The sequence below is a fragment of the Nonomuraea sp. NPDC049646 genome (genome assembly GCF_044465525.1).
Classification (GTDB): Bacteria; Actinomycetota; Actinomycetes; order Streptosporangiales; family Streptosporangiaceae; genus Nonomuraea.
In genome coordinates this window covers 82,750-102,982 of the sequence record NZ_JBITLU010000027.1, presented here as the reverse complement: position 1 = coordinate 102,982, position 20,233 = coordinate 82,750, and the positions used below count along the sequence as shown (strand labels likewise).

At 72.1% G+C, this 20,233-nt stretch carries 20 protein-coding genes and 2 tRNA genes; 9 read left to right on the top strand and 13 right to left on the bottom strand.

Going from position 1 to position 20,233, the window contains the following annotated elements:
* Positions 1-5: 5 nt before the first annotated feature.
* From ACIBQ8_RS47535 to ACIBQ8_RS47515, 5 genes are all read right to left on the bottom strand, one after another.
* Positions 6-1,169, bottom strand: a complete 1,164-nt coding sequence (locus ACIBQ8_RS47535; RefSeq protein WP_397195481.1) for an amidohydrolase — start codon at positions 1,167-1,169, stop codon at positions 6-8.
* An 83-nt stretch (positions 1,170-1,252) separates the two neighbouring features.
* Positions 1,253-1,477 carry a hypothetical protein gene (locus tag ACIBQ8_RS47530; RefSeq protein WP_357978227.1) on the bottom strand — a complete coding sequence of 75 codons (225 nt, stop codon included), beginning with the start codon at positions 1,475-1,477 and terminating at the stop codon, positions 1,253-1,255.
* A gap of 10 nt (positions 1,478-1,487) precedes the next feature.
* The gene (locus ACIBQ8_RS47525; protein WP_397172057.1) at positions 1,488-1,922 is read right to left on the bottom strand and encodes an RpiB/LacA/LacB family sugar-phosphate isomerase; all 435 of its coding nucleotides are present in this window, start codon (positions 1,920-1,922) and stop codon (positions 1,488-1,490) included.
* A gap of 21 nt (positions 1,923-1,943) precedes the next feature.
* Positions 1,944-2,019 (bottom strand) — tRNA-Met (locus tag ACIBQ8_RS47520).
* A 136-nt stretch (positions 2,020-2,155) separates the two neighbouring features.
* Positions 2,156-2,617 (bottom strand): MarR family winged helix-turn-helix transcriptional regulator, encoded by a 462-nt coding sequence (locus ACIBQ8_RS47515; RefSeq protein WP_397172055.1) that lies wholly within the window; start codon positions 2,615-2,617, stop codon positions 2,156-2,158.
* 73 nt (positions 2,618-2,690) lie between these two features.
* Between ACIBQ8_RS47515 and ACIBQ8_RS47510 the strand changes: the two genes are divergently transcribed.
* A complete protein-coding gene (locus ACIBQ8_RS47510) occupies positions 2,691-4,097 on the top strand; it encodes an MFS transporter (protein WP_397172053.1) in 1,407 nt (468 codons plus the stop codon).
* On the opposite strand, the gene ACIBQ8_RS47505 is transcribed toward ACIBQ8_RS47510, so the two are convergent.
* Both ACIBQ8_RS47505 and ACIBQ8_RS47500 read right to left on the bottom strand, forming a co-directional pair.
* Positions 4,075-4,431 carry a DUF742 domain-containing protein gene (locus ACIBQ8_RS47505; protein WP_352328721.1) on the bottom strand — a complete coding sequence of 119 codons (357 nt, stop codon included), beginning with the start codon at positions 4,429-4,431 and terminating at the stop codon, positions 4,075-4,077. The genes ACIBQ8_RS47510 and ACIBQ8_RS47505 overlap by 23 nt on opposite strands.
* Positions 4,424-6,316 carry a nitrate- and nitrite sensing domain-containing protein gene (locus tag ACIBQ8_RS47500; RefSeq protein ID WP_397195480.1) on the bottom strand — a complete coding sequence of 631 codons (1,893 nt, stop codon included), beginning with the start codon at positions 6,314-6,316 and terminating at the stop codon, positions 4,424-4,426. Before ACIBQ8_RS47500 ends, ACIBQ8_RS47505 begins: the two co-directional genes overlap by 8 nt.
* Before the next feature lie 160 nt (positions 6,317-6,476).
* Here ACIBQ8_RS47500 and ACIBQ8_RS47495 point away from each other — a divergent pair, with 160 nt between their 5' ends.
* Positions 6,477-8,036, top strand: coding sequence for an ABC transporter substrate-binding protein (locus ACIBQ8_RS47495; protein ID WP_397195479.1), 1,560 nt, complete (start codon positions 6,477-6,479; stop codon positions 8,034-8,036).
* On the opposite strand, the gene ACIBQ8_RS47490 is transcribed toward ACIBQ8_RS47495, so the two are convergent.
* A complete protein-coding gene (locus tag ACIBQ8_RS47490; RefSeq protein ID WP_397172048.1) occupies positions 8,012-8,191 on the bottom strand; it encodes a hypothetical protein in 180 nt (59 codons plus the stop codon). The two genes, ACIBQ8_RS47495 and ACIBQ8_RS47490, sit on opposite strands and share 25 nt — an antisense overlap.
* Positions 8,192-8,211: 20 nt before the next feature.
* Here ACIBQ8_RS47490 and ACIBQ8_RS47485 point away from each other — a divergent pair, with 20 nt between their 5' ends.
* Positions 8,212-8,835, top strand: a complete 624-nt coding sequence (locus ACIBQ8_RS47485; RefSeq protein WP_397172583.1) for a hypothetical protein — start codon at positions 8,212-8,214, stop codon at positions 8,833-8,835.
* Here the strand turns inward: ACIBQ8_RS47485 and ACIBQ8_RS47480 are convergent.
* On the bottom strand, positions 8,804-9,907 hold the full coding sequence (locus ACIBQ8_RS47480; RefSeq protein ID WP_397172046.1) for an MFS transporter: 1,104 nt from the start codon (positions 9,905-9,907) through the stop codon (positions 8,804-8,806). The genes ACIBQ8_RS47485 and ACIBQ8_RS47480 overlap by 32 nt on opposite strands.
* A gap of 74 nt (positions 9,908-9,981) precedes the next feature.
* Here ACIBQ8_RS47480 and ACIBQ8_RS47475 point away from each other — a divergent pair, with 74 nt between their 5' ends.
* The 4 genes from ACIBQ8_RS47475 (at position 9,982) to ACIBQ8_RS47460 (ending at position 14,611) form a co-directional block, all read left to right on the top strand.
* Positions 9,982-12,468, top strand: a complete 2,487-nt coding sequence (locus ACIBQ8_RS47475) for an ATP-binding protein (protein ID WP_397195478.1) — start codon at positions 9,982-9,984, stop codon at positions 12,466-12,468.
* Between the two features lie 8 nt (positions 12,469-12,476).
* Positions 12,477-13,448, top strand: a complete 972-nt coding sequence (locus ACIBQ8_RS47470) for an inositol-3-phosphate synthase (protein ID WP_397172043.1) — start codon at positions 12,477-12,479, stop codon at positions 13,446-13,448.
* A gap of 37 nt (positions 13,449-13,485) precedes the next feature.
* On the top strand, positions 13,486-14,286 hold the full coding sequence (locus tag ACIBQ8_RS47465; RefSeq protein ID WP_397195477.1) for an exodeoxyribonuclease III: 801 nt from the start codon (positions 13,486-13,488) through the stop codon (positions 14,284-14,286).
* Between the two features lie 88 nt (positions 14,287-14,374).
* Positions 14,375-14,611, top strand: a complete 237-nt coding sequence (locus ACIBQ8_RS47460; RefSeq protein ID WP_357978197.1) for a hypothetical protein — start codon at positions 14,375-14,377, stop codon at positions 14,609-14,611.
* Between the two features lie 24 nt (positions 14,612-14,635).
* Here ACIBQ8_RS47460 and ACIBQ8_RS47455 read toward each other — a convergent pair whose 3' ends face one another.
* Both ACIBQ8_RS47455 and ACIBQ8_RS47450 read right to left on the bottom strand, forming a co-directional pair.
* Positions 14,636-15,571, bottom strand: coding sequence for a cobalamin biosynthesis protein (locus ACIBQ8_RS47455; RefSeq protein ID WP_397195476.1), 936 nt, complete (start codon positions 15,569-15,571; stop codon positions 14,636-14,638).
* Positions 15,555-16,355, bottom strand: coding sequence for a phosphotransferase (locus tag ACIBQ8_RS47450; protein ID WP_397195475.1), 801 nt, complete (start codon positions 16,353-16,355; stop codon positions 15,555-15,557). Before ACIBQ8_RS47450 ends, ACIBQ8_RS47455 begins: the two co-directional genes overlap by 17 nt.
* An 800-nt stretch (positions 16,356-17,155) precedes the next feature.
* Between ACIBQ8_RS47450 and ACIBQ8_RS47445 the strand changes: the two genes are divergently transcribed.
* Together ACIBQ8_RS47445 and ACIBQ8_RS47440 are read left to right on the top strand one after the other, a co-directional pair.
* Positions 17,156-17,890 carry a ZIP family metal transporter gene (locus tag ACIBQ8_RS47445; RefSeq protein WP_397195474.1) on the top strand — a complete coding sequence of 245 codons (735 nt, stop codon included), beginning with the start codon at positions 17,156-17,158 and terminating at the stop codon, positions 17,888-17,890.
* A 54-nt stretch (positions 17,891-17,944) separates the two neighbouring features.
* Positions 17,945-18,018 (top strand) — tRNA-Arg (locus ACIBQ8_RS47440).
* Positions 18,019-18,146: 128 nt separating this feature from the next.
* Here the strand turns inward: ACIBQ8_RS47440 and ACIBQ8_RS47435 are convergent.
* Positions 18,147-19,571, bottom strand: coding sequence for a tyrosine-type recombinase/integrase (locus ACIBQ8_RS47435; RefSeq protein ID WP_397195473.1), 1,425 nt, complete (start codon positions 19,569-19,571; stop codon positions 18,147-18,149).
* Complete coding sequence (locus ACIBQ8_RS47430; RefSeq protein ID WP_397195472.1) at positions 19,571-19,768, bottom strand: helix-turn-helix transcriptional regulator; 198 nt, start codon at positions 19,766-19,768, stop codon at positions 19,571-19,573. The genes ACIBQ8_RS47435 and ACIBQ8_RS47430 overlap by 1 nt, the downstream gene beginning before the upstream one ends.
* Positions 19,769-20,233 lie beyond the last annotated feature (465 nt).

Here is a 20,233-nt window from a genome sequence, read left to right as displayed (position 1 = left end):
GCCGGTCAATTGTGCAGGACTACGCCGTCTTTCATGACCAGAGTGCGCCGAGGGTGAACGACCACGGCCTCTCCGGGGCCGCTCGCGGGCACCACGACGAGGTCGGCCCGGTCGCCCGGAGCCAGGCCGTAGCCGGGCAGCCCGAGGGCCAGCGCGCCGCCCACGGTCGCGGCCTCCAGGGCGAGCTCGATGTCCTCGTCGCGGCGGAACGCGCTGCGGTAGGCGAGGTGCATCGCGCGCTCCAGCATGTCGCCCGAGCCGTAGGGACCCCACAGATCGCGGACGCCGTCGTGGCCGCAGGCGACGGTGACGCCCGCGGCGCGCAGCTTCTTGACCGGCGGGACCGGGTAGCTGTAGACGGCGGCGGTGGCGATGGCCACGCCCGCCTCGGCGAAGCCCTGGATCAGGCGATCCTGGGCGGCCTCGCCGAGCTCGCCCAGCGCGTACGCGTGGCTGACCGTGACCCGGCCGCCGAGCCCCAGCGCCTTGGTGCGCTCGGTGATCAGCTCCAGCTCCCAGCCGCCCAGCGAGCCGCCGTCGTGGAGGTGGATGTCGATGCGCGCGCCGAACCGGTCGGCCAGGCCGAAGATCAGGTCGAGGTGGCGCACGGGATCGCGGTCGACGCCGGCCGGGTCGAGGCCGCCGATCGCCTCGACGCCGCCGCTGAGCGCCTCGGTCAGCAGGTCGGCGGTGCCGGGGTTGGTGAGCACGCCGTGTTGTGGGAAGGCGACCTGCTGCACGTGGACGGGGGAGCGGGCGGCGGCCTCGCGCACGGCCTCCACGCCCCGCAGGCCCACGGACGGGTCGATGTCGGTGTGGGTGCGCACGTGGGTGGTGCCGGCCTGGCTCATCCGGGCCAGCAGCGCGGCGGCGCGCTCGGCGCTCGGCACTCCCAGCTCGGCGCGGCGGCCCAGGTCGTTGGCGATGCGGCCGGCCAGCGAGTCGTCGGCGGAGTGGGGGATCCAGGGGCCGCCGTAGAGCGTCTTGTCGAGGTGGCAGTGGGCGTCGACGAGACCGGGCAGGACGAGCTGACCGGACATGTCGAGGACGAGGGCGCCGGGCGCGTCGAGGGACGGGCCCACCCGGTGGATGCGGCCGTCGCGGACGAGCAGGTCGGCGGGGGACGCGAGCCCCCAGGGCCGGCCGCCGCGGATCAGCACGTCGGTCATGCCCAGCACCCTAGAGGGCGGCACCGACGATTTCCGTGCCCCTGGACGTGAGGGTCGTGAGCCGCCCGCGACGGCGGACGGAGCTAGTCGGGGCGGGTGGCGAACAGTTCGAGGTGGTGGCAGGAGCGGCAGCGGTAGGCGTCGATCTCCCACTTGGGACGGCCCATCAGCCGGGCGCCGCCGAAGATCCCGCGTGACAGCGCCCCCTCGACCCAGCGGGCGTACCCCCGGGAGTGCTCACCCTGGTCGGCGACGAAGCCGGGTTCGAGCCCCTCCTCGCCGCAATGCGTGCACCGTAAGTTGTCCATGCCGCAGAGCCTAGATCTCCGCGAGGTGCGCCACGTTGGCCACGTCGGCCGGGTCGGTGCTGGGGCGCCCGCCGAACCAGGCGTCGAGGATCTCGCCGAGCACGACGTCGGAGGTCAGGCGGAGGCTGAGGGCCAGCACGTTGGCGTCGTTCCACTTGCGCGCCCCGTCGGCGGTGTAGGCGTCGGCGCAGAGCGCGGCCCGCACGCCGGGCACCTTGTTGGCCGCGATGGAGGCGCCCGTGCCCGTCCAGCAGCAGACCACCGCCTGGTCGGCCCGGCCCTCCGCGACGTCTCTGGCGGCCAGCTCGCAGGCCCACGCCCAGTCGTCGCGCTCGCCGTCGTCGAGTGCGCCGTGGGTCAGCACCTCGTGACCCCGCCCGCGCAGCTCGGCCACGATGCGCCCGGCCACCCCGTCGTTGCTGTCCGCCGCCACCGAAATCCGCATGGCCCATCTCTACCAGCAATGTGGTGACGGGTGCGGGGATCGAACCCGCCTGGAGCGGCTTATGAAACCGCCGGGCACACCAGCGCCCCCACCCGTCTGGAACGGGCCGGGGGCCGCCGGTTCAGCGGCGGGAACCCCCGGACGGGTGCGGCATGCGCATTCGCCGGACGATCAGCTGGATGACCACGGGCACGAGCATGCCGCCCGCGCCCCCGGCCCCGCAACGCGTTTTCTCAGGTGTACCGGGCGCGCATGCGCTCGCAGAAGTCGTCCGACAGCTTGGTCATCAGCCTGGACAGGTCGGCGCGCTCCTGCTCCGGCCAGTCGGACAGCACCTCCTCGAACCACTCGGTGGTGACCCGGCGGCACCTGCTCGCCACCTCGGCCCCCTCCTCGGTGAGCGCGATGCGCCAGGCCCGCCGGTCGTCGGGGTCGCGTACGCGCTCGACCAGCCCGCGCTGCTCAAGGGCCGCGACGTGCCTGGTCACGTGCGGGCTCTCGACCTGCAGCCCCTCGGCGATCATGCCGATCCTGCGGGGCTCGCCCGCGTCGAGCAGGTAGACGATGATCTGCACGTCGGGCCGGTCGAGCCGGATGCCGGCCGCCTCGGTGAGCCATTCGTGGGTCTTGGCGCGGTTGAGCGTGACGACCAGCCGCCGGAAGGCCGACACCGTCCTGTTGAGATCTTCGCCCATCTGTTTGCTTACCTAACTTACGTATGTATCATCGTTGCTCGGTTACTTACCTAAGTTATCTAAAGGAGCCGACATGGCGACAGCCGTCGTATCCGCGACGCGTGAGACGTCGATGCGCAATCCCTGGCCCACGGTGGTCTCCCTGGCGTTCGCGGCCTCCATCGCCGCACTCCAGAACACCGCCGTGGTCCCCTTGCTTCCCGTGCTGCAGCGGGAGCTGCACGCCTCGCTCTCGGCCGTGAGCTGGACGCTCACCATCAGCCTGCTGGTCGCGGCGGTCTCCACGCCGCTGCTGTCGCGCTTCGGCGACATGTACGGCCGGCGCCCGATGATCCTCGGCGCGCTGGGCCTGCTGGTGGTGGGCTCGGTCATGGCGGCGATGGCCACGTCGCTGACCTGGTTGATCATCGCCCGGATCCTGCAAGGGGCGGTGTCCGCGCTGGTCCCGTTGTCGATCGGCGTGGTCCGCGACCTGCTGCCCAGGCAGCAGCTCGCGACCGGCATCGGCGTGCTGAGCGCGACGATGGGGTTCGGCAGCGGCGGCGGCATGATCCTGGCCGGGCTGGCCGCCGGTGACTACCACCTGGTGTTCTGGATCACCGGCGGGATCTCGCTGGTGGCCGTCGTGATCCTGGCCTTCCTCGTGCGGGACGTGGCGCCGGCCGGCAAGGGCCGCCCCGACCTCGCGGGGGCCGCGCTGCTGACCGCCTGGCTGGTCGCGCTGCTGCTGGCGATCAGCGAGGGCGGCTCGTGGGGCTGGACGTCGCCCGGCGTGCTCGGCCTGTTCGCCGGGGCCGCCGTGCTGGCCGTGGTGTGGGTGCTGGTCGAGCGCAGGGTGGCCGAGCCGCTGGTCGAGATGTCGATGCTGGTGCACAGGGGCACGATCGGCGCGACGGTCTCCTCGATGCTGCTCGGGTTCTCGTTCTTCACGATGCTGACCGGCATGTCGCAGTTCGCCCAGGTTCCGAAGGCCACCGGCTTCGGCTTCGGCGCCTCGACCCTCCAGGTCGGGCTGTTCCTGCTGCCGAGCACCCTGTTCATGCTGGTCATCTCGCTGTTCGCGGGGCGGATCATGCGCCGGTTCGCCGCCTCGTTCATGGTGGCGACGGGCGCGGGCGTGACCGGGCTCGCGGGGGCGTGGCTGGCGTTCGAGCACGGCAGCCCGGCCACTCTGTACGTGGCCTCGTCCCTCATGGGCATCGGCCTCGGCATCGGCTACGCCGCGCTGGGCACGATGGCCGTCGAGCACGTCGAGCCGTCCAGGACCGCGCTGGCCGCGGGGGTCAACGCGCTGGTGCGCATCGTCGGCGGCAGCGTGGCGGGCGCGGCCATCGCCGCGATCCTGGCCGCGCGCCCCGGCGTCCTGGGCTTCCAGTGGGTGTTCGGCACCGCCGCGGCGGCCGGGCTGGTCGCGGCGGTGTTCGCCACCGTCTACGGAAAGCTGAACAGCCGGGCCGTCACAGCGCCTTCAGCCCACTGATCACTTCCAGCAGCACCTTGGCGTCCGGCGCGGGGGGCGGCAGCTCGACCTGGACGAGCTGCCGCGCGTGCAGGTCGCCGACCAGCACCCGGACCACGCCGATGGGCAGGTTCAGCTCGGCGGCCACGTCCACCAGCCGGGTCGGCTTGGTGCACTTCTGCATGATGATCAGGTGCTCGGGCCCGAGCCCGACCGGGGGCGTCAGCCCGCCGGCGGTGACGATGACCGCGATGAGGTCGATGGCCTCGCTCGCGGGCACCGTACGGCCCCTGGTCAGCAGGTAGGCCGGGACGATCGGACCGGCGTCCTCGTCCAGCCAGCGCTCGTCACTCACTTGGCACCACCCGCATCACAGGACGGGCGGGCTCCTTCACGTCGGCCTCCGGTTCCGGATCGGCGACGTGCTCAGCCGGGATCAACACGATCGCGGTGGTCCCTCCATATGGTGAACCGCGTAGCGTCACGCGGATGTCGTGCCTGGCGGCCAGGCGGGAGACGACGAAAAGCCCCAGCTTGTCGCTGTCGGCCAGGTCGAACTCGGGTGGGCTGGCCAACCGCTCGTTGAGCTCGGCCAGCTCCTGGGCGCTCAGCCCGAGCCCGCGGTCCTCGACCTCGAAGGCGAAGCCGCGGGCGGTCTCCTCGCCGCGCACGATGACCTGCGTGTGCGGCGGCGAGTAGACGGTCGCGTTCTCGATGAGCTCGGCGACCAGGTGGATCACGTCGCCGACCACCGGCCCGGCCAGGCGCTGGCCGGACATCGGCTCGACGGTGACCCGGCGGTAGTCCTCCACCTCGGCCGTCGCGCCGCGGGCCACGTCGAGCAGCGGCACCGGCTTGCTCCAGCCGCGGCCCGGGGTGGCGCCCGACAGGATGATCAGGCCCTCGGCGTGGCGGCGCATGCGGGTGGTCAGGTGGTCGAGGCGGAACAGGTCGTCCAGGGCCTCGGGGTCCGTCGCGCGGTGCTGCATGTCCTCAAGCTGGATGCGCTGGCGGTGCAGCAGGGCCTGGGAGCGCCGGGCGAGGTTGCGGAAGACGTGCCCGACGCCCTCGCTGAGCTGCGCCTGGCCGATCGCGGCCTCGACGGCGGTCTGCTGGACGGTGGAGAAGGCCTGGCCGACGTCGCCGATCTCGACCGTGCTGGTGGCCACCGACAACTCCGGCATCTCCACCCTCTCGCCCTTGCGCAGCTTGGCCACCACGTGCGGCAGCCGCTCCTGGGCCACCTCCAGCGCGGCGAGCCGGAGCGCGCCCAGCTCCTTCGACAGCCGGTTGCCCATCCGCAGCGAGAACACGATCGACACGATGACCAGCAGGAAACACGTGCCGGCCAGGATGAACGCCCGCGACAGCACCTGGTCGGCCACCGGGTCGGCGCGCGCGTTGAGCAGCGTGCTGGCCCGCATGAGCGACTCCCCGTACGTCTTGGAGATCGACTCGGTGGTGCTCAGCCAGCCGCGCGGCGGCGTGGCGCCGGCGATGATCCGGTCCTCCATCAGCCGCATGCGCTGGTAGACGGGGGAGGTGACGAGGGAGACCTGGGTGTCGCGCAGGCTCGTGTCCAGCTCGCCGAGCCCCTGGTCGATGAGGAAGCGCCGGTTGCCGACGATCTGGGTGAACTGCCGGCGTTCCGCCGGCGTGACCGGGCCGAGCGCGATGGCCTGCTCCCTGGTCAGCAGCTCCTTGGCGTAGCCCAGCTCGATGATCACGCGGGACTGCTCGTAGATCGGGATGTCGTCGATGAGCGCGACGCGCCGGTGCAGGCCGTAGAGGGAGTCGATCACGGTGTTGTACGCCTCGCCGGCGAGCAGACGGTCGGACAGGCCGTCGTCGATCTCACCCCGGATCGCGTCGAGCCTGCCGAGCTGCGTGTACACCGCGTCCACCTGCGTACGGATCTCTTCCGATCGGTCCTTGGAGTTGCTGGAGAGCTTTCTGAACTCGTCCCTGGCGGCGTCGGTGCGGGTGCGCTGGTCGGCCACGTCCTTCTGGGAGGCGGCCCGGCGCAGCAGCTTGGCCGATGAGAGACGCTCGTGCTGGAGCTCGCTGATCAACTTGTACGCCGGATGGCGGAGGTTCGTCCAGAGTGTCTTGTACTGACGCAGCTCCAGGCTCTCGCCGGCGGTGACGGCGGTGATCACGCCCCACAACACGACCATGGAGGTCAGAGGCACGAGTAGTAGTCCGATGATCTTCATGCGGATCGTCCGGCTACGACCCATGGCACCTCACTCCGGTCGGTCCCCTGCTGGCAACCCCGGACGGGACAAGCCCAGAGGATAGCAATTCGATCACCCAATTGCCCAATTTTTCGGGACTTTTGGACATGTGTCCGTGATCTTGCAGTAGGTTTCCCCCAAATCGGTTACAGAGGGAGATGCGTTGCGCCGTCGTCTCGCAGCGGCCGCCGCGCTGGCGCTTCTGTCGGCCTGTTCCGGGCCCACGGAGGTCCCCCGGCCCCCCGCCGCCGAGTCGGTCTTCGTGTACGCGCAGAACCTGGACGTCATCTCCGACTGGGACCCCGCGAGCTCCTACTCCAACGAGCTGATCGCCTTCCAGAACGTCTACGAGACCCTGACCCTCTGGAACCCCTTCACCAAGAAGTCCTCCCCCCGCCTGGCCACCTCCTGGCGCTCGACGCCCGACGGCCGCACCTGGACGTTCACGCTGCGCCAGGGCGCGACCTTCCACACCGGCCGGCCGGTGGACGCCGCGGCGGTCAAGGCGTCGATCGAGCGCACGATCAAGACCGGCGCGGGCGCGTCCTACATCTGGGACGCCGTCTCCTCCGTCAAGGCCGAGGACGCGAGCACGGTCACCTTCGCCCTGAAGTACGCCGTGCCGCTCGACCTGGTGGCCTCCTCCGGGTACGCGGCCTACATCTACGACACGCAGGCGGCGCCGGACCTGCGCTCATGGCTCGGCGCGGGCAGGGACGCCGGGTCGGGGCCGTACACGGTGGCGGCCTGGCATCCGGGCCAGGAGGAGGAGCTGACGCTCAAGGCGTACCCCAAGTACTGGGGCGGATGGGACAAGCCGCACTACAGCACGGTCAAGTACCGCGTCGTGCCCGACCCCGACCGCGCGTGGCGGATGCTGGCCCGCGGCGAGGTGAGCTTCGTGGACCGGCTCAGCCCCCGGCTGTTCGCCAGGGCCGCGGTCACGCCCGGGGTGCGCACCAGCGAGCGGGACTCGTACCAGACGGCCATGCTGCTGTTCAACACCGCGAGCGGCCCGATGAAGGACGTGCGGGTGCGCCGCGCGGTGCAGAAGGCCGTGGACTACCGCGGCCTGGTCAGAGCGCTCAGGGGCGCGGTCGCGCCGGCCGGCGGCATCGTCCCTGAGGGGCTGACCGGCCACGTCGCCGGCCGCCCGCCCCAGCAGGACCTGGCGGGCGCGGCGGCCCTGCTGGGCCGCGCCGGGTACGGACCCGCGGGCCGGCCGCTGCGGCTGACGCTCACCTACGCGCAGGGCGACCACGACCAGCGGCTGCTGGCCACCAGCCTGGCGGCGGAGCTGAAGCCGCTGAACGTCACGCTCGACGCCCGCGCCATGCCCTGGAAGGCCCAGTGGGAGCAGGGCAGGAAACGCGGCCAGGACATCTTCGTCATGTACTGGTGGCCCGACTACCCCGACGGCTACTCGTGGTTCGGCAACGTCTTCCGCGGCGGCGACCCGCCGGTGTTCAACCTCGCCTACCTGCGCGACAGGACCCTGGACGAGCTGCTCGACGGGCTGCCCGAGCTGAGCGTGACCGACAAGGAGGCCGCGCAGGCGGCGTACGAGCAGGCCACCGGGCGCGTGCTCGACGTGCGCGCCGCCGCGGCGCTGCCCTGGGTGGTGCGGTACCAGAGGGCCTACCTGGGCGGTGTGCAGGGGTACGACGACAACCCGGCCTACCCGGACGTGGTCTTCGCCTACGAGCTGCGCCCCTCGGGCTGACCCGCCTCGGACGCCGCCTCGACGCGTTCCCGCAGCCGCGTCCTGATCTCCTCGGGCGTGTACGCCCGCCGCCTGCGTTCGGCGCGCGCGATCACCACCCCCGTGGCCGCGACCCCCGCGATTCCCGCCAGACCGAGCATCTTCCACCAGCGCATGTGCCTAGGCTAGCGATGTGCTGACTCTCGACGAGGCCGTCAAGGTGACCAGAACCGGCGATCTGTGGATCTTCCGTGGCCGGTCCGTGCCCGACCGGGCCATCCAGACGATGACCAACAGCCCGGTCAACCACGTGGGCATGGCGATCGTGATCGAGGACCTGCCGCCCATGATGTGGCACGCCGAGCTGGGAAAGTCGCTGCTCGACCTGTGGGCGGGCACCCACCAGCGCGGGGTCCAGCTGCACGACCTGCGCGACGCGGTCACCGTCTGGGCCGACCGCTACGGCCAGCGTCCCTGGCTGCGCCAGCTCGAACCGCAGGCCACCCCCGAGATGGAGGACGCCGCGCTGCGCGTGGTCGCCCGGCTCGACGGCACCCCGTTCCCGTCCACCGCCCGGCTGGCCGCCCGCTGGGCCAGGGGCCGGGTCCCGCGGCGGGCCAGGAAGGAGGCCACGCTGGAGAGCGCGTACTGCGCGGAGGTCGTGGCCGTCACCTACGAGGAGATGGGGCTGCTGCCCGGCGGCCGGCGTCCCAACTGGTACGACCCGGGCAGGTTCTGGAGCGGCGACGACCTGGAGCTGCTGACCGGCCGCCGCCTCGGCCACGAGATCACCGTGGGAGTTCCGCGTACGCGGGCCTGACCCTGGCCAGCGGGATCGTCGTCACGACGAGCGCGGCGACCAGCACGAACCCCAGCCGGTAGCCGGTGTGCCCGAGCACCAGCCCGAACCCCGTCGCGCCCACGCCCATCCCGGCGTCGTAGGCCAGGTTCCACAGGGCGCTGACGCGGGCCGGCTCGCCGCGCTGGAGCATCACCGTCAGCGTCGCGTTCTGCAGCACCCCGAACCCCGCCCCGAACAGCGCCATCCCGGCCACGACCGCAACGGGAGCCGTCGTCCACGCCTGCAGCGCGGTGCCCGCGGCGGCGGCGAGCAGGCCCGGCACGAGCAGCCTGGCCGGGCCGTGGCGGTCGCCGAACCGGCCCGCCCACCAGCGGGCCGCCGGCGTGGCGAGCGACTGGGCGAGCAGGGCCGCCGAGGCCAGTCCCGGCGAGCCCGCCAGCGGCAGGAACGTCACCAGCACGCCGACGGAGACCGTGACCGAGGCGAAGACCAGCATCGGCGCGGCCAGCCCGCCGGCCCGCCCGCCCGCGCCGGCCGTCGCGGGCCTGCCGGCGGGCAGGCCGGTCACCGCCACGAGCCCGGCCAGCGGCAGCAGCCCGGCCACCACGAGGACGGGCGCGAACCCGAGCACGTCGGCCGCCCACAGACCCAGCGGCAGACCGGCGACCGAGGGCACGCCGACGGCCAGGCCGTACAGGCCGAGCCCTTCACCGCGGCGCTCGGCGGGCACCAGGTCGGCGGTGAGCGCGGTGCCGGCGACCACGAGCACGCCGAGGCCCGCGCCGCGCAGCAGCGACACGGCCAGCACCACGGGCAGCTCCGCCGACAGCGGCAGCAGCAGGGCGGGCAGGCCGAGCAGCACCAGGCCGAGCGCCATCGCCGTCCGGTAGCCGTGCCGCGACAGCAGCCAGGGGACGGCCAGCTCGGCGAGCACCGTGGACAGCATCATCGCGCCGGTCGCCAGGCCCGCGCCGGACGCGCCGGACCCGCCGGTCGCCGCGTACAGGGGGACGGTGGAGAACAGCAGGAAGAAACCGAGCATCCCGGTCACCGAGGCGGCCATCATCAGGCCCAACGAACGCGTCATCATGCCATCGACGATGACGAATCCCGCTTTGGACCGGATCGGGCATGATGCGTAGCCGCCTCTTCATAATGAGAGGTGTGTTCGTGGGACGTGAGGCCGAACTGGGCCGGCTGGCCGCCGCGTGGGCCCGTACCCCGAGTTCGGTGCTGGTCGTGGGCGAGGCGGGGATCGGCAAGTCCAGGCTGGTCGCGCGGTTCGCCGGCGGGGTGGACGCGCTGGTGGCCGAGGGCGGGGCCGATCCGGGCGGGCCGGCGTACGCGCCGTTCGTGCCCGTGCTGCGCCGCCTGGTCAGGGAGTACGGCGCCGGGCTGGTGCCGGGCGCCGGGCGCAAGGGGCTGGCCTGCCTGCTGCCCGAGCTGGGGGAGCTGGACGACACGCCCGACCTGGGCCGCGCCCGGCTGTTCGAGGAGGTGCTGCTGCTGGTCGAGCGGGCCGCCGAGCGCCGTCCGCTGGTGATCGTGCTGGAGGATCTGCACTGGGCCGACCAGGCCGCCCGCGACCTGCTGGCGTACCTGCTGCGCAACCTGACGCGGCCCGGCGCGATGGTCGTCGCGACCTCGCGCGAGCCGCTGCGGCTGCCCGGCGCGGAGCTGGTCAGGGTGCCGCCGCTCGGCCGCGACGAGGTGGCCCGCCTGCTCGGCCGCGACGACGTCGACGCGATCGTGGCGCGCAGCGAGGGCAACCCGCTGTTCGCCGAGGCGCTGGCCGAGGCGGGCGAGACGACCCCCGCCTCGCTGCGCGAGCTGCTGCTGGCCGGGGCCGAGAGGCTGCCGGGGCCCGGTCTCGACGTGCTGCGGATCGCCGCCGTGGCCGGGCGCAGGACGCCCCACGAGGTGCTGCGCCAGGTCGCCGGCCTCGACGACCTCGCGCTCGACGAGGCGCTGCGGCCGGTCGTACGGGCCCGGCTGCTGCTCGTGGACGGCGACGCCTACGTCTTCCGGCACGCGCTCATCCGCGAGGCCGTCTACGACGACCTGCTCCCCGGCGAACGCCGCCGCCTGCACGCCCGCTGCGCCCCCGCCCAGCCCGACCTGGCCGCCGACCACTGGCACGCGGCCGGCGACGGGCCGCGCGCCTTCGAGGCCGCCTGGCTGGCCCGCAGATGGGACCTGGTGCTGGAGCTGTGGGCGCACGCCGACGGCCAGGACCACGCCCAGGTGCTCGAAGACGCCGCCAGGGACGCCCTGCGCGACGGCGACGCCCACCGCGCCGACGACCTGGCCGGCCGGGCGCTCGCCGAGGTCGCCGACCCGCTGCGCGCGGCCCACCTGCTGGAGCTGCGCGTCGCCATCCGAGACCTGCACGGCGAGGAGGGCCTGGACGACCTGCGCGAGGCCGTCCGGCTGGCCCCCCGCGAGTCCCGGCTGCTCGGCGCCCTGGCCTGCACGCTGGCCTGGCACGGCCAGGACGACGAGGCCCGCGCCCGCGCCGAGGAGGCGTACGCGCTGGGCGACGCCAGGTCCCTGGTCACCCTGGCCGCGCTCGCCGCGCTCGACGACGACCTCGCGACCGCCTCCGCCCTGTACGCCCGCGCCCGGATCAGCGCGCCCGACGACGACACGCTGCTCGTCTCCTACGCCGGCGAGGCCGACGCGCTGGAGGCCGCCGGCGAGCACGCCAGGGCCGAGGCGGTCGCGCGGCGCGGCATCGCCGAGGCCGCCCGGCTGGGCCTGACCCGCTCGCGCGGCGCCCACCTGGCCGCCAACCTGGCCGAGCCGCTCGCCTCGCTGGGCCGCTGGACGGAGGCCCGCGAGGTCGCCGCCCCCGCGCTCGCCCTCGACCCGCCGCCGATCTACCGCGCCTGGATCCTGCTGGTGCTCGGCACGGTCGCGGTGCAGGAGGGCTCGCTGTCCGCGGCCGGCGCGCTGCTCGCGCAGGCCAGGCCGCTCATGCGCGGGCGGTCCCGCGGCTACGACTCCTGCCTGGAGCCCGACCTGCTCGAATGCCGCCTCGCCGAGGCCGGGGGAGACCTGGACCGGGCGCGCCGGGTGGTCGATCATGTGCTGTCGGAGCACGACCTGACCCGCAGCCGCCGCTACGCCTGGCCGCTGCTGGCGCTCGCGGCCCGCGTCGGACGGGTGCGCGCCGCGCCGCCGGGCCTGCCCACCGTCGGGCGGCTGCAGGAGGCGTACCGGGCCACGTTCGAGGCCGAGCTCGGCGGCTCGTGGGCCGGTGCGGTGGCCGCCTGGCGGGCCGTGGGGCAGCCGTACGGGCTGGGGCGGGCGCTGGTCGGCGCGGCCGAGCGGGACCCGGCGCGGGCCCGCGAGCCGTTGCGCGAGGCCCTGGCCATCGCCGCCGCGCTCGGCGCGGAGCCGCTGCGCCGGCAGGCGGAGGCGGCGGCGGCCACCGCCCGGGTGACGCTGTCGGCGACGCCGGGGCTGTCGGCCCGCGAGCTGGAGGTGCTGGGCCTGGTCGCCGAGGGCCTGAGCAACAGGCAGATCGCCGAGCGGCTGTTCATCTCGGCCAGGACCTCCGGCGTGCACGTGTCGAACATCATGGCCAAGCTGGGCGCCGCCTCCCGGGTGGAGGCCGCCGCCGTCGCCCGCCGGACCGGCCTGATATGAACTCCGGCATGACCACCGTGAACGTCGCCCTCGTCGGCGTGGGCAACTGCGTGTCGTCCCTCGTGCAGGGCGTCGAGTACTACCGCGACGGCGAGGCGCCCGGCCTGCTCAACCCCGTGTGCGCCGGGTACGCAGTCTCCGACGTGCGTTTCACCGCCGCCTTCGACGTCGGCCGGGCCAAGCTCGGCCTGGACCTGTCGCAGGCGATCTGGGCGCCGCCGAACAACTCCCGCCGCTTCGCCGACGTGCCGCACCTGGACGTGCCGGTGCGCGAGGGAATCCTGGCCGACGGCGTGGGCGAGGGCTCGGCCGGGCTGGTCGAGCCGAGCGGCGCCGCGACGGTCGCCGACGTGGCCGCCCACCTGCGCGAGACCGGCTCCCAGGTCGTGGTGAACTTCCTGCCCACCGGCGCCCAGCGCGCCGCCGAGCGGTACGCCGAGGCCGCGATCGAGGCCGGCTGCGCGTTCGTCAACTGCATGCCCGCCGTGCTCGCCCGCTCCGCACGCTGGCGCGACCGCTTCGCCGCGGCCGGGCTGCCGCTGCTCGGCGACGACCTGAAGAGCTCCTTCGGCGCCACGCTCGTGCACCGGGCGCTGGTCGACGCCCTGACCGCGAGCGGGGTCCGGCTGCGCGCCGGCCACCAGCTCCTGGCCGGGGGCAACATGGACTTCGTCAACCTCCAGGACCCGGCCAGGATGGCCGGCAAGCGGGCCACCAAGGCGTCCGGCGCCGGCACCTCCACCCACGTCGGCGCCCAGTACCTGCCCTTCCTCGACGACCGCAAGATCGCCTTCATCCGGCTGGAGGGCGAGGGGTTCGGCGGCTCCCCGCTGGAGGTCGAGCTGCGCATGGTGGTGGAGGACTCGCCGAGCGCGGCGGGCAACGTCCTCGACGCCGTGCGCCAGGCCAAGGCCGCGCTCGACGCGGGCGCGGGCGGCTTCCTGCGCGACGTCTCGGCCGCCCTCATGAAGGCGGTCTGACCTCGGCTGCCGCGAGTGGTCGTGGCAGGCTGGGAGGATGCGCCTGGCGACCTGGAACGTGAACTCGGTCAAGGCACGGCTGCCGCGCCTGCTCGACTGGCTGGCCGCGACCGAGCCCGACATCGTCTGCCTGCAGGAGACGAAGTGTCCCGCGGAGTCGTTCCCCGTGGCGGAGGTGGGCGAGCTCGGCTACGCCGCCGCCGCCCACGGCGACGGCCGGTGGAACGGCGTCGCCGTGCTGTCGAGGGTCGGGCTGGAGGAGGTGACGCCGAGCTTCCCCGGCGAGCCGGGCTTCGCCGAGCTCGACGGGGTGGGCGCCGCCCGTCCCGAGGCCCGCGCGCTCGGCGCGACCTGCGGCGGCCTGCGGGTCTGGTCCCTGTACGCGCCGAACGGCCGCGCGGTCGACTCGCCGCACTACGCCTACAAGCTGGCGTGGTTCGCCGCGCTGCGGGACGCGCTGGCCGAGGAGGCCGGCTCGCCGCTGGTGGCCTGCGGCGACTACAACGTGGCGCCGACCGACGCCGACGTCTGGGATCCCGCGCTGTTCGCCGGCTCCACGCACGTCACCCCCGCCGAACGCCGCGCGCTCGCCGAGCTGCTCGACCTCGGCCTGCGCGACGTGGTGCCGACGCCGATGAAGGGGCCGCACCCGTACACGTACTGGGACTACCGGGCCGGGATGTTCCACCAGAACAAGGGCATGCGGATCGACCTGGTCTACGCCAGCGCCGACGTCGCGGAACGGGTGCGGGCGGCGTACGTCGACCGCGAGGCGCGCAAGGGGAAGGGCCCCTCGGATCACGCTCCCATTGTGGTGGATCTCGACCCGATAAATTAATCAACAAACAGCTGCAAGACGAGTATCGTGAGTAACCAAATGTGCGGGGGCACGCTTCTTCTTCAAGATCGAAAAAGGGGGCCGTGTCGTGGAACCTGCCGATGGTCGTGTCATTCTGTTCGTCCTCATCGGGCTGGCCCTGTTCGCGCTCGGACGCCGCTTCCAGAACATGATCATGCTTCGCCAGGTCTGGAAGCAGACGCAGCGGCAGGTGACGGTGCGGCGGGAGACCGCGCACCACGCGGTGAAGGGTCTGGTCGCCGTCACCGCCGTCGCCGCATTCGTCATCTGGCTGGCGATCAATCTCAATCGGATAATGAGCTGACCGCCATTCAGCTGATTACTGCGATTATCCGGAACGGCGGCGGCGCAGGCCCCATGCGGTCAGCACGGCCAGCCCCGCCGCCGCCAGTCCGACCGCGCGGGTGAGCCGGGCGGCGCGCCGGATGTCCTTGACGTCCGGCTTGGGGCCGTCACCCATCGTGGGGCGGTGTTCCGTCCGGCCGCCGTACACGTTCGTGCCGCCGAGGGTGACGCCGAGCGCCCCGGCGAAGGCGGCCTCGCACCTGCCCGCGTTCGGGCTGGGGTGGCGGTGGCCGTCCCGTCGCAACATCCGCAGCGCCCGGACGGGGTCGTCGGCCAGCGCCGCCGTCAGCAGTCCCGTCACGCGTGCCGGTACGTAGTTCGCCGCGTCGTCGAGCCGGGCCGCGGCCCAGCCGAACCGTTCGTAGCGGGGGGAGTGGTGGCCGATCATGGCGTCCAGCGTGTTGACCGCCCGGTAGGCCAGCAGCCCCGGCACGCCCGCCACCGCGCCCCAGAACAGCGGGGCGACCACGGCGTCGGAGGTGTTCTCCGCCAGCGACTCCACCGTCGCCCTGGCCAGCTCGGGCGCCTCCAGCGCCGCGGGGTCGCGGCCGCACAGGTGGGGGAGCCTGGCCCTGGCCCGCCGGAGATCGGCCTGCTCCAGGGCCTCGGCCATGTGCACGCCTTCGCGGGCGAGCGTCGTGCCGCCGAGCACGGCCCACGTGGCGAACGCCGTCACCGCCGTACGGACGGCCCGGTCGCCGCTCCGCTGGGCCAGCACGCCCAGGGCGGCCGCGCTCCCGACGCAGATCCCGACATGGACCACCCCGCGCCACCTCGTGTCGCCGTACGACGACTCCTCCAGCTTCGCCGCCGCCCGTCCGAACAGGGCGACGGGGTGGGCCGAGCTGCGCGGATCGCCGAGAACCTGGTCGAGTGCGACACCAAGCGCGAGACCTAGCGGGTCATACCAAATGGGCATGAAGCTCATCTTCGTGCACATCCAGCCAGGCTGCCGCCCGGCGGATGCGTTCCCCGGCGCCGCCCGCCCACATCTTGCCCCAGTTCCCGCCGGCCCGGGCGCGGGTGCGCATGACGTCGTAGGAGCGGTGGAAGCGGAGCCTGGACAGTTCGAGCAGCCGCCGGCGCTCGCGCGGCGCGAGGCCGTAGGCGTCGCAGAACAGGCGGATCCTGGCTCCCACGTCGGCGTCGCGCTGGAGGGGGTGGCGGTCGACGGGGTCGGCGATCGGGGCCCAGTGGCGGAGGGTGGTGACGATGTCGAACAGCCGGGTGGTGGGCCGGGCGAGGTCGAAGTCGATCAGCGCGACGGGGGCGGCCGTGGGGACGCCGGCGTCCTGACGGGAGATCACGTTGTCCGGCGTCAGGTCGCAATGCCCGATGACCTCCGGCGCGCGGTCGTCGTTCGACCCGCCTTCCCACCCGCCGGCGTCGAGCGGGAACCCGGCGGTCGCGTCGTGGAACTCTCTGACCAGCATCGCCAGGTCCACCAGGAACGCGTCGCTCGAACCGGCCAGGCACAACCCGCTTCGCCCCGGGACGTACGTGAGGATCTCGCGCCCTAAGCCGTCCGTTCCCAGGACCCGCGGCGCACCCCCGAACCCGGCTGCCTCAAGGTGTCTGAGCAGGGCGTGCACGGCGGGCGTGGCCGGACCGACCGGCCTGCGCACCGTGTCACCGACGCGCACCACCCCGTCTGTCACGTCCCCGCCCTGCAGGGGAATCTCATGCAGGAGCGTCGCGACCATGCCACAACAGCTTAGCCCCATTTGCCCCAGGGCCGCCTGCCCTTTCCCCCACCCCCTCCCTCCCCACCTGCCCCCGTCTCCCCGCTTTCCGGCACGTCCTTCACCCAACTCCGGGCCACCCTGTCCCCCGTACCGGGATCACCCCCCATTGCGCGCCCCGCACCGCCCCGCCTGCCCCGCCCCCCGCTCCGTGCCGCCCGTTCCGCCCCCGCTCCGCGCTGCCCGCTCCGCGCTGCCCGCTCTGCGCTGCCCGCTCTGCGCTGCCCGCTCTGCGCTGCCCGCTCCCCCCGCACTGCGCCGCACCGTCCTGCACCCACACCAACCCGCACCCACCACCGACGCCTCCGCGACCGACGGACGCCGTGCCCTGCGGATCCCGCCCCTTTCCCCGAACCCGTGTCCTTCTGTGAGCCTCTCCCTGCACCCGTGCCCTTGCGCGAGCGCCTTCCCTGAACCCGTGCTCTTCCGCGAGCGCCTTCCCTGAACCCGTGCTCTTCCGCGAGCCTGGCCCTGAATCCTGTGCTGTTGCTGAGCCTGTCCTGGAACCTGCGCCTTTTTGCGCGCCTGTCTCCGGAGCCGTGTCCTCCCGCGAGGTGGTCCGCGAACCCGCGCCCACCGCGAGCCGGTCCTCGAACCCGTGCTCCTGCGAGCTTGTCCTCGAAACCCGTGCCGCTCACGTGCCTGTTCTCGAACCCGTGCCCTCGATTCCGCTCATGCCTCGAATCCCCCTGTGCCCTCGAATTCCGCGGCCGAGTGTCGTACCGCCCCTGCCTCCCGGCCACCCCCTAGCCTGAGGAACCGTGCCCATCCTGCTCTCCTTGGCGGCCTTCCTCATGACGCTGCTGGGCGGGCTGGTCGCCGACCGCGTCAAGAACAACCGCCACCTCGTGCTCGGCGCCGCCGCGGGCGTGATGCTCGGCGTGGTGGCCTTCGACCTCCTCCCTGAAGCCCTCACCCGGGACGCCCTCGACGTGCTCGGCGTCCCCCTCCCGATGCTCATGTTCGCCCTGGCGTTCCTCGGCATCCACATCGTCGAACGCTCTATGGGCATGCACGACGCCCACGAAGGCGACTACGCCGCCCACCGCCACGCCCGAGCCGGCGTAGGTGTCACGGCCGGATCCGCCCTGGTCATCCACAGCCTCCTGGACGGCGCCGCCATCGGAGCCTCCTACCAGACGGACGCCTCGCTCGCCGTCGCCGTGGCCATCGGCGTCATCGCCCACGACTTCACCGACGGCTTCAACACGTACACGATCACGTCTCTGTACGGAAACGCCCGCCGCCGCGCCCTCACCCTCCTGGCCCTGGACGCCCTCGCCCCCGTGATCGGCGCCACCCTGACCTTCCTCATCGCCATCCCGTCCCACGTCCTGACCGCCTACCTGGGCCTTTTCGCCGGATTCCTCCTCTACCTGGCCATCTCCGACATCCTCCCGGAGGCCCACACAACCAGACGCGCCACCGGCTGGACCCTGGCCGCCACGGTCACGGGAACCCTGTTCATGTGGCTGGTGATCGCCCTGTCGGCCTGACACGACCAGAACGTGTGCGTGACAAGTCGCCGGATCATGCACAATAAGGCAGGAGCGCCCTTAGCTCAGCTGGATAGAGCACCGGACTTCTAATCCGACGGTCGCAGGTTCGAATCCTGCAGGGCGCGCAGATCACAACCAGGGGAAACCCTCGCCTGACCTGCGCTGTTGCGGCAAGGCGAGGGCATTTCGTGTCCGGCTGTCAACGGCTGATGCCGAGCATTTGCGGGTGGCTCTCCCCAATGCCTCCCCACGATCACGGGTCGCGCTGGTCGTCGCTCAGTGCCTGGTCGATGCGCTGTCTCGCGACCGCGTCCTGGCCGATGACGCACTTGGCGTAGATCCTGAGCAGGACTTCCACGCTGTGACCTGCCCATTCGGCCACCTGTGTGGCCGGTACGCCGGCGTTGAGCCAGGTCGAGACGCAGGCGTGACGCAAGTCGTAGATCCTCCTGGCCAGTGGTGACTGTGCTTCCTGCCCGGTCAGGGCCTTCTCTCTGGCCTTGGCCCACACGCGACGGCAGGTGATGCCGGGCACCTCGCCCCCGTGAACGCCGATGAACAGCCGTTCTCCGGGCTTGATGCCGAACTCCGCGAGGTGGGCGCGGAGTATCCGGGTGAGTGCGGGCGGGCAGGGCACGGTTCGCGTCTCGCCCTCGGCACGGTGCTTGAGGGCGCGTTCCTCGCGCAGGCTGCCGTCATCAGTCCACTCACGGCCGGCGAAGGGCGCCGCCGTCGCAAAGTGGAGCTCTCCCCAATCGTCGGCGGGTTCCTCCAACTCTCCTGATTCCGGATTCCTCACCAGGTCGGGAAGGGTGACGTTGTCTTTCGCGAGTTTGACCACTTCCTCGGGGCGAAGGCCGGCGTAGTAGATGATGGCGAAGAACGCGACCAGACGCTTTCCGCTGGGTTTCTGCGCCGCCACCTCGGCGAGAAGACGGCGGGCTTGCGTGTGATTGACGACGCTGCGCTTGTCCACCTCGTAGGTGACCCTCGGCGGCTTCCATTTGAGGGCCTTGATCGGGTTGGCGTCCAGAAGCTTCAGCTCTACGGCGTAGTCGAGGGCGTTTTGAAGGATGGTCTTGTGTCGGCGGATCGTGCTCGTGGCGGCTGGCTTGCCGTTCAGACGCGAAGTGGCCGCGTCGAGCAACACGCGCACGGCGGCGGCCTCGGCGAGTGCGGAAACAGGGCAAGTGTTCTTGGAGAGCCACGCCAGTACCTCGGCCGTTTCCTTGGAGGCCTCGGCGCGCTGCTTAGTGTTGAATCCCCACCGGCGCATGGCCGTGCGCAGGTCAAGATCGGCAGGTTTGCCCTTGCTGCCTGCAAGCATGGCGGGGGTGGCTGCGGTGAGGGCGCGGGCAATGTCTTGCCGGTACTTCGCCGAGGCGGCCTTCCACTTGAAGTCGGCGAACTTGCAGGCGAAGTCGTACCAGCTCATTTCGGGGCGTTTGGCTCGGTTCCACGAAACCGGCTCGCCGGTGAGCATGCTGAAAGACTCCCCTTCACGGGCAGCAATCAGAAGCTTGCTGCGGTAGGCGTCCGCTTGAGCGCTCTTCTGGAACGTGCTTCTCCAGCGCTTGCCGCCGGTGGCCCACTCGACGCGGTAGGAGGTGACCTTACCGGCGGCATTCTTGCGGGCTTCGGTCTTGTAAATGCGGACGCTGTAGGTGGTGTTCTCCATCAGGCGGCGTCCCCTCGGGCGTTCAGCCAGGCGTCGAGGTCAGCGCGCCGGACACGTAGCGAACCGTTGGGCAGGGTGATGCAGCGGGGGGCGCGGCGCTTTTGCCGCCAGTCGTAGAAGGTGGATCGGGAGATCTGGAGTTCGGTGCAGACCTCGGCGAGGGTTAGCATCGCGTGCAGGTGAGCGGCGGTGGCCATCTGGCGCGTTCCTTCCGGAGGAGATTGGAGCGGGGGAGGGCCGGCCTCAGTGGTGTGATTGGCGACTTGTCGCCGAGGCCGTGTCAGGAGGATGTGGGGGCCAGTTTGAGGGGAAGCCGTACCAGCCGTACCAGCCTCCTTTTCCCTGGTCAGGGCTGGTACGGCTTGAATCGGTGGTACGGCTAAGCCGTACCAGAGGCGGAAGCTGTACCACGCTGACCTGCATTAATGAGGCTGGTACGGCTGGTACGGCTCCCCCGCTCGAACGGACGCATGTCGGGCGGCTGGCGGTGTGCGAGGTTGCCAGCTGGGTGCAAGGGGTGCGACAGAACCGTGCCCATGCGCCAGCAAAGGTGGCCCCGTTGGCAGCCTCTGGCCACCCGAAGGAAAGAAGCGAAGGTTGTTCATGTCCGGACTCGGGGACGGATCGACAGACAAGCTAACTTTTGGCTCAGCAATACCCTC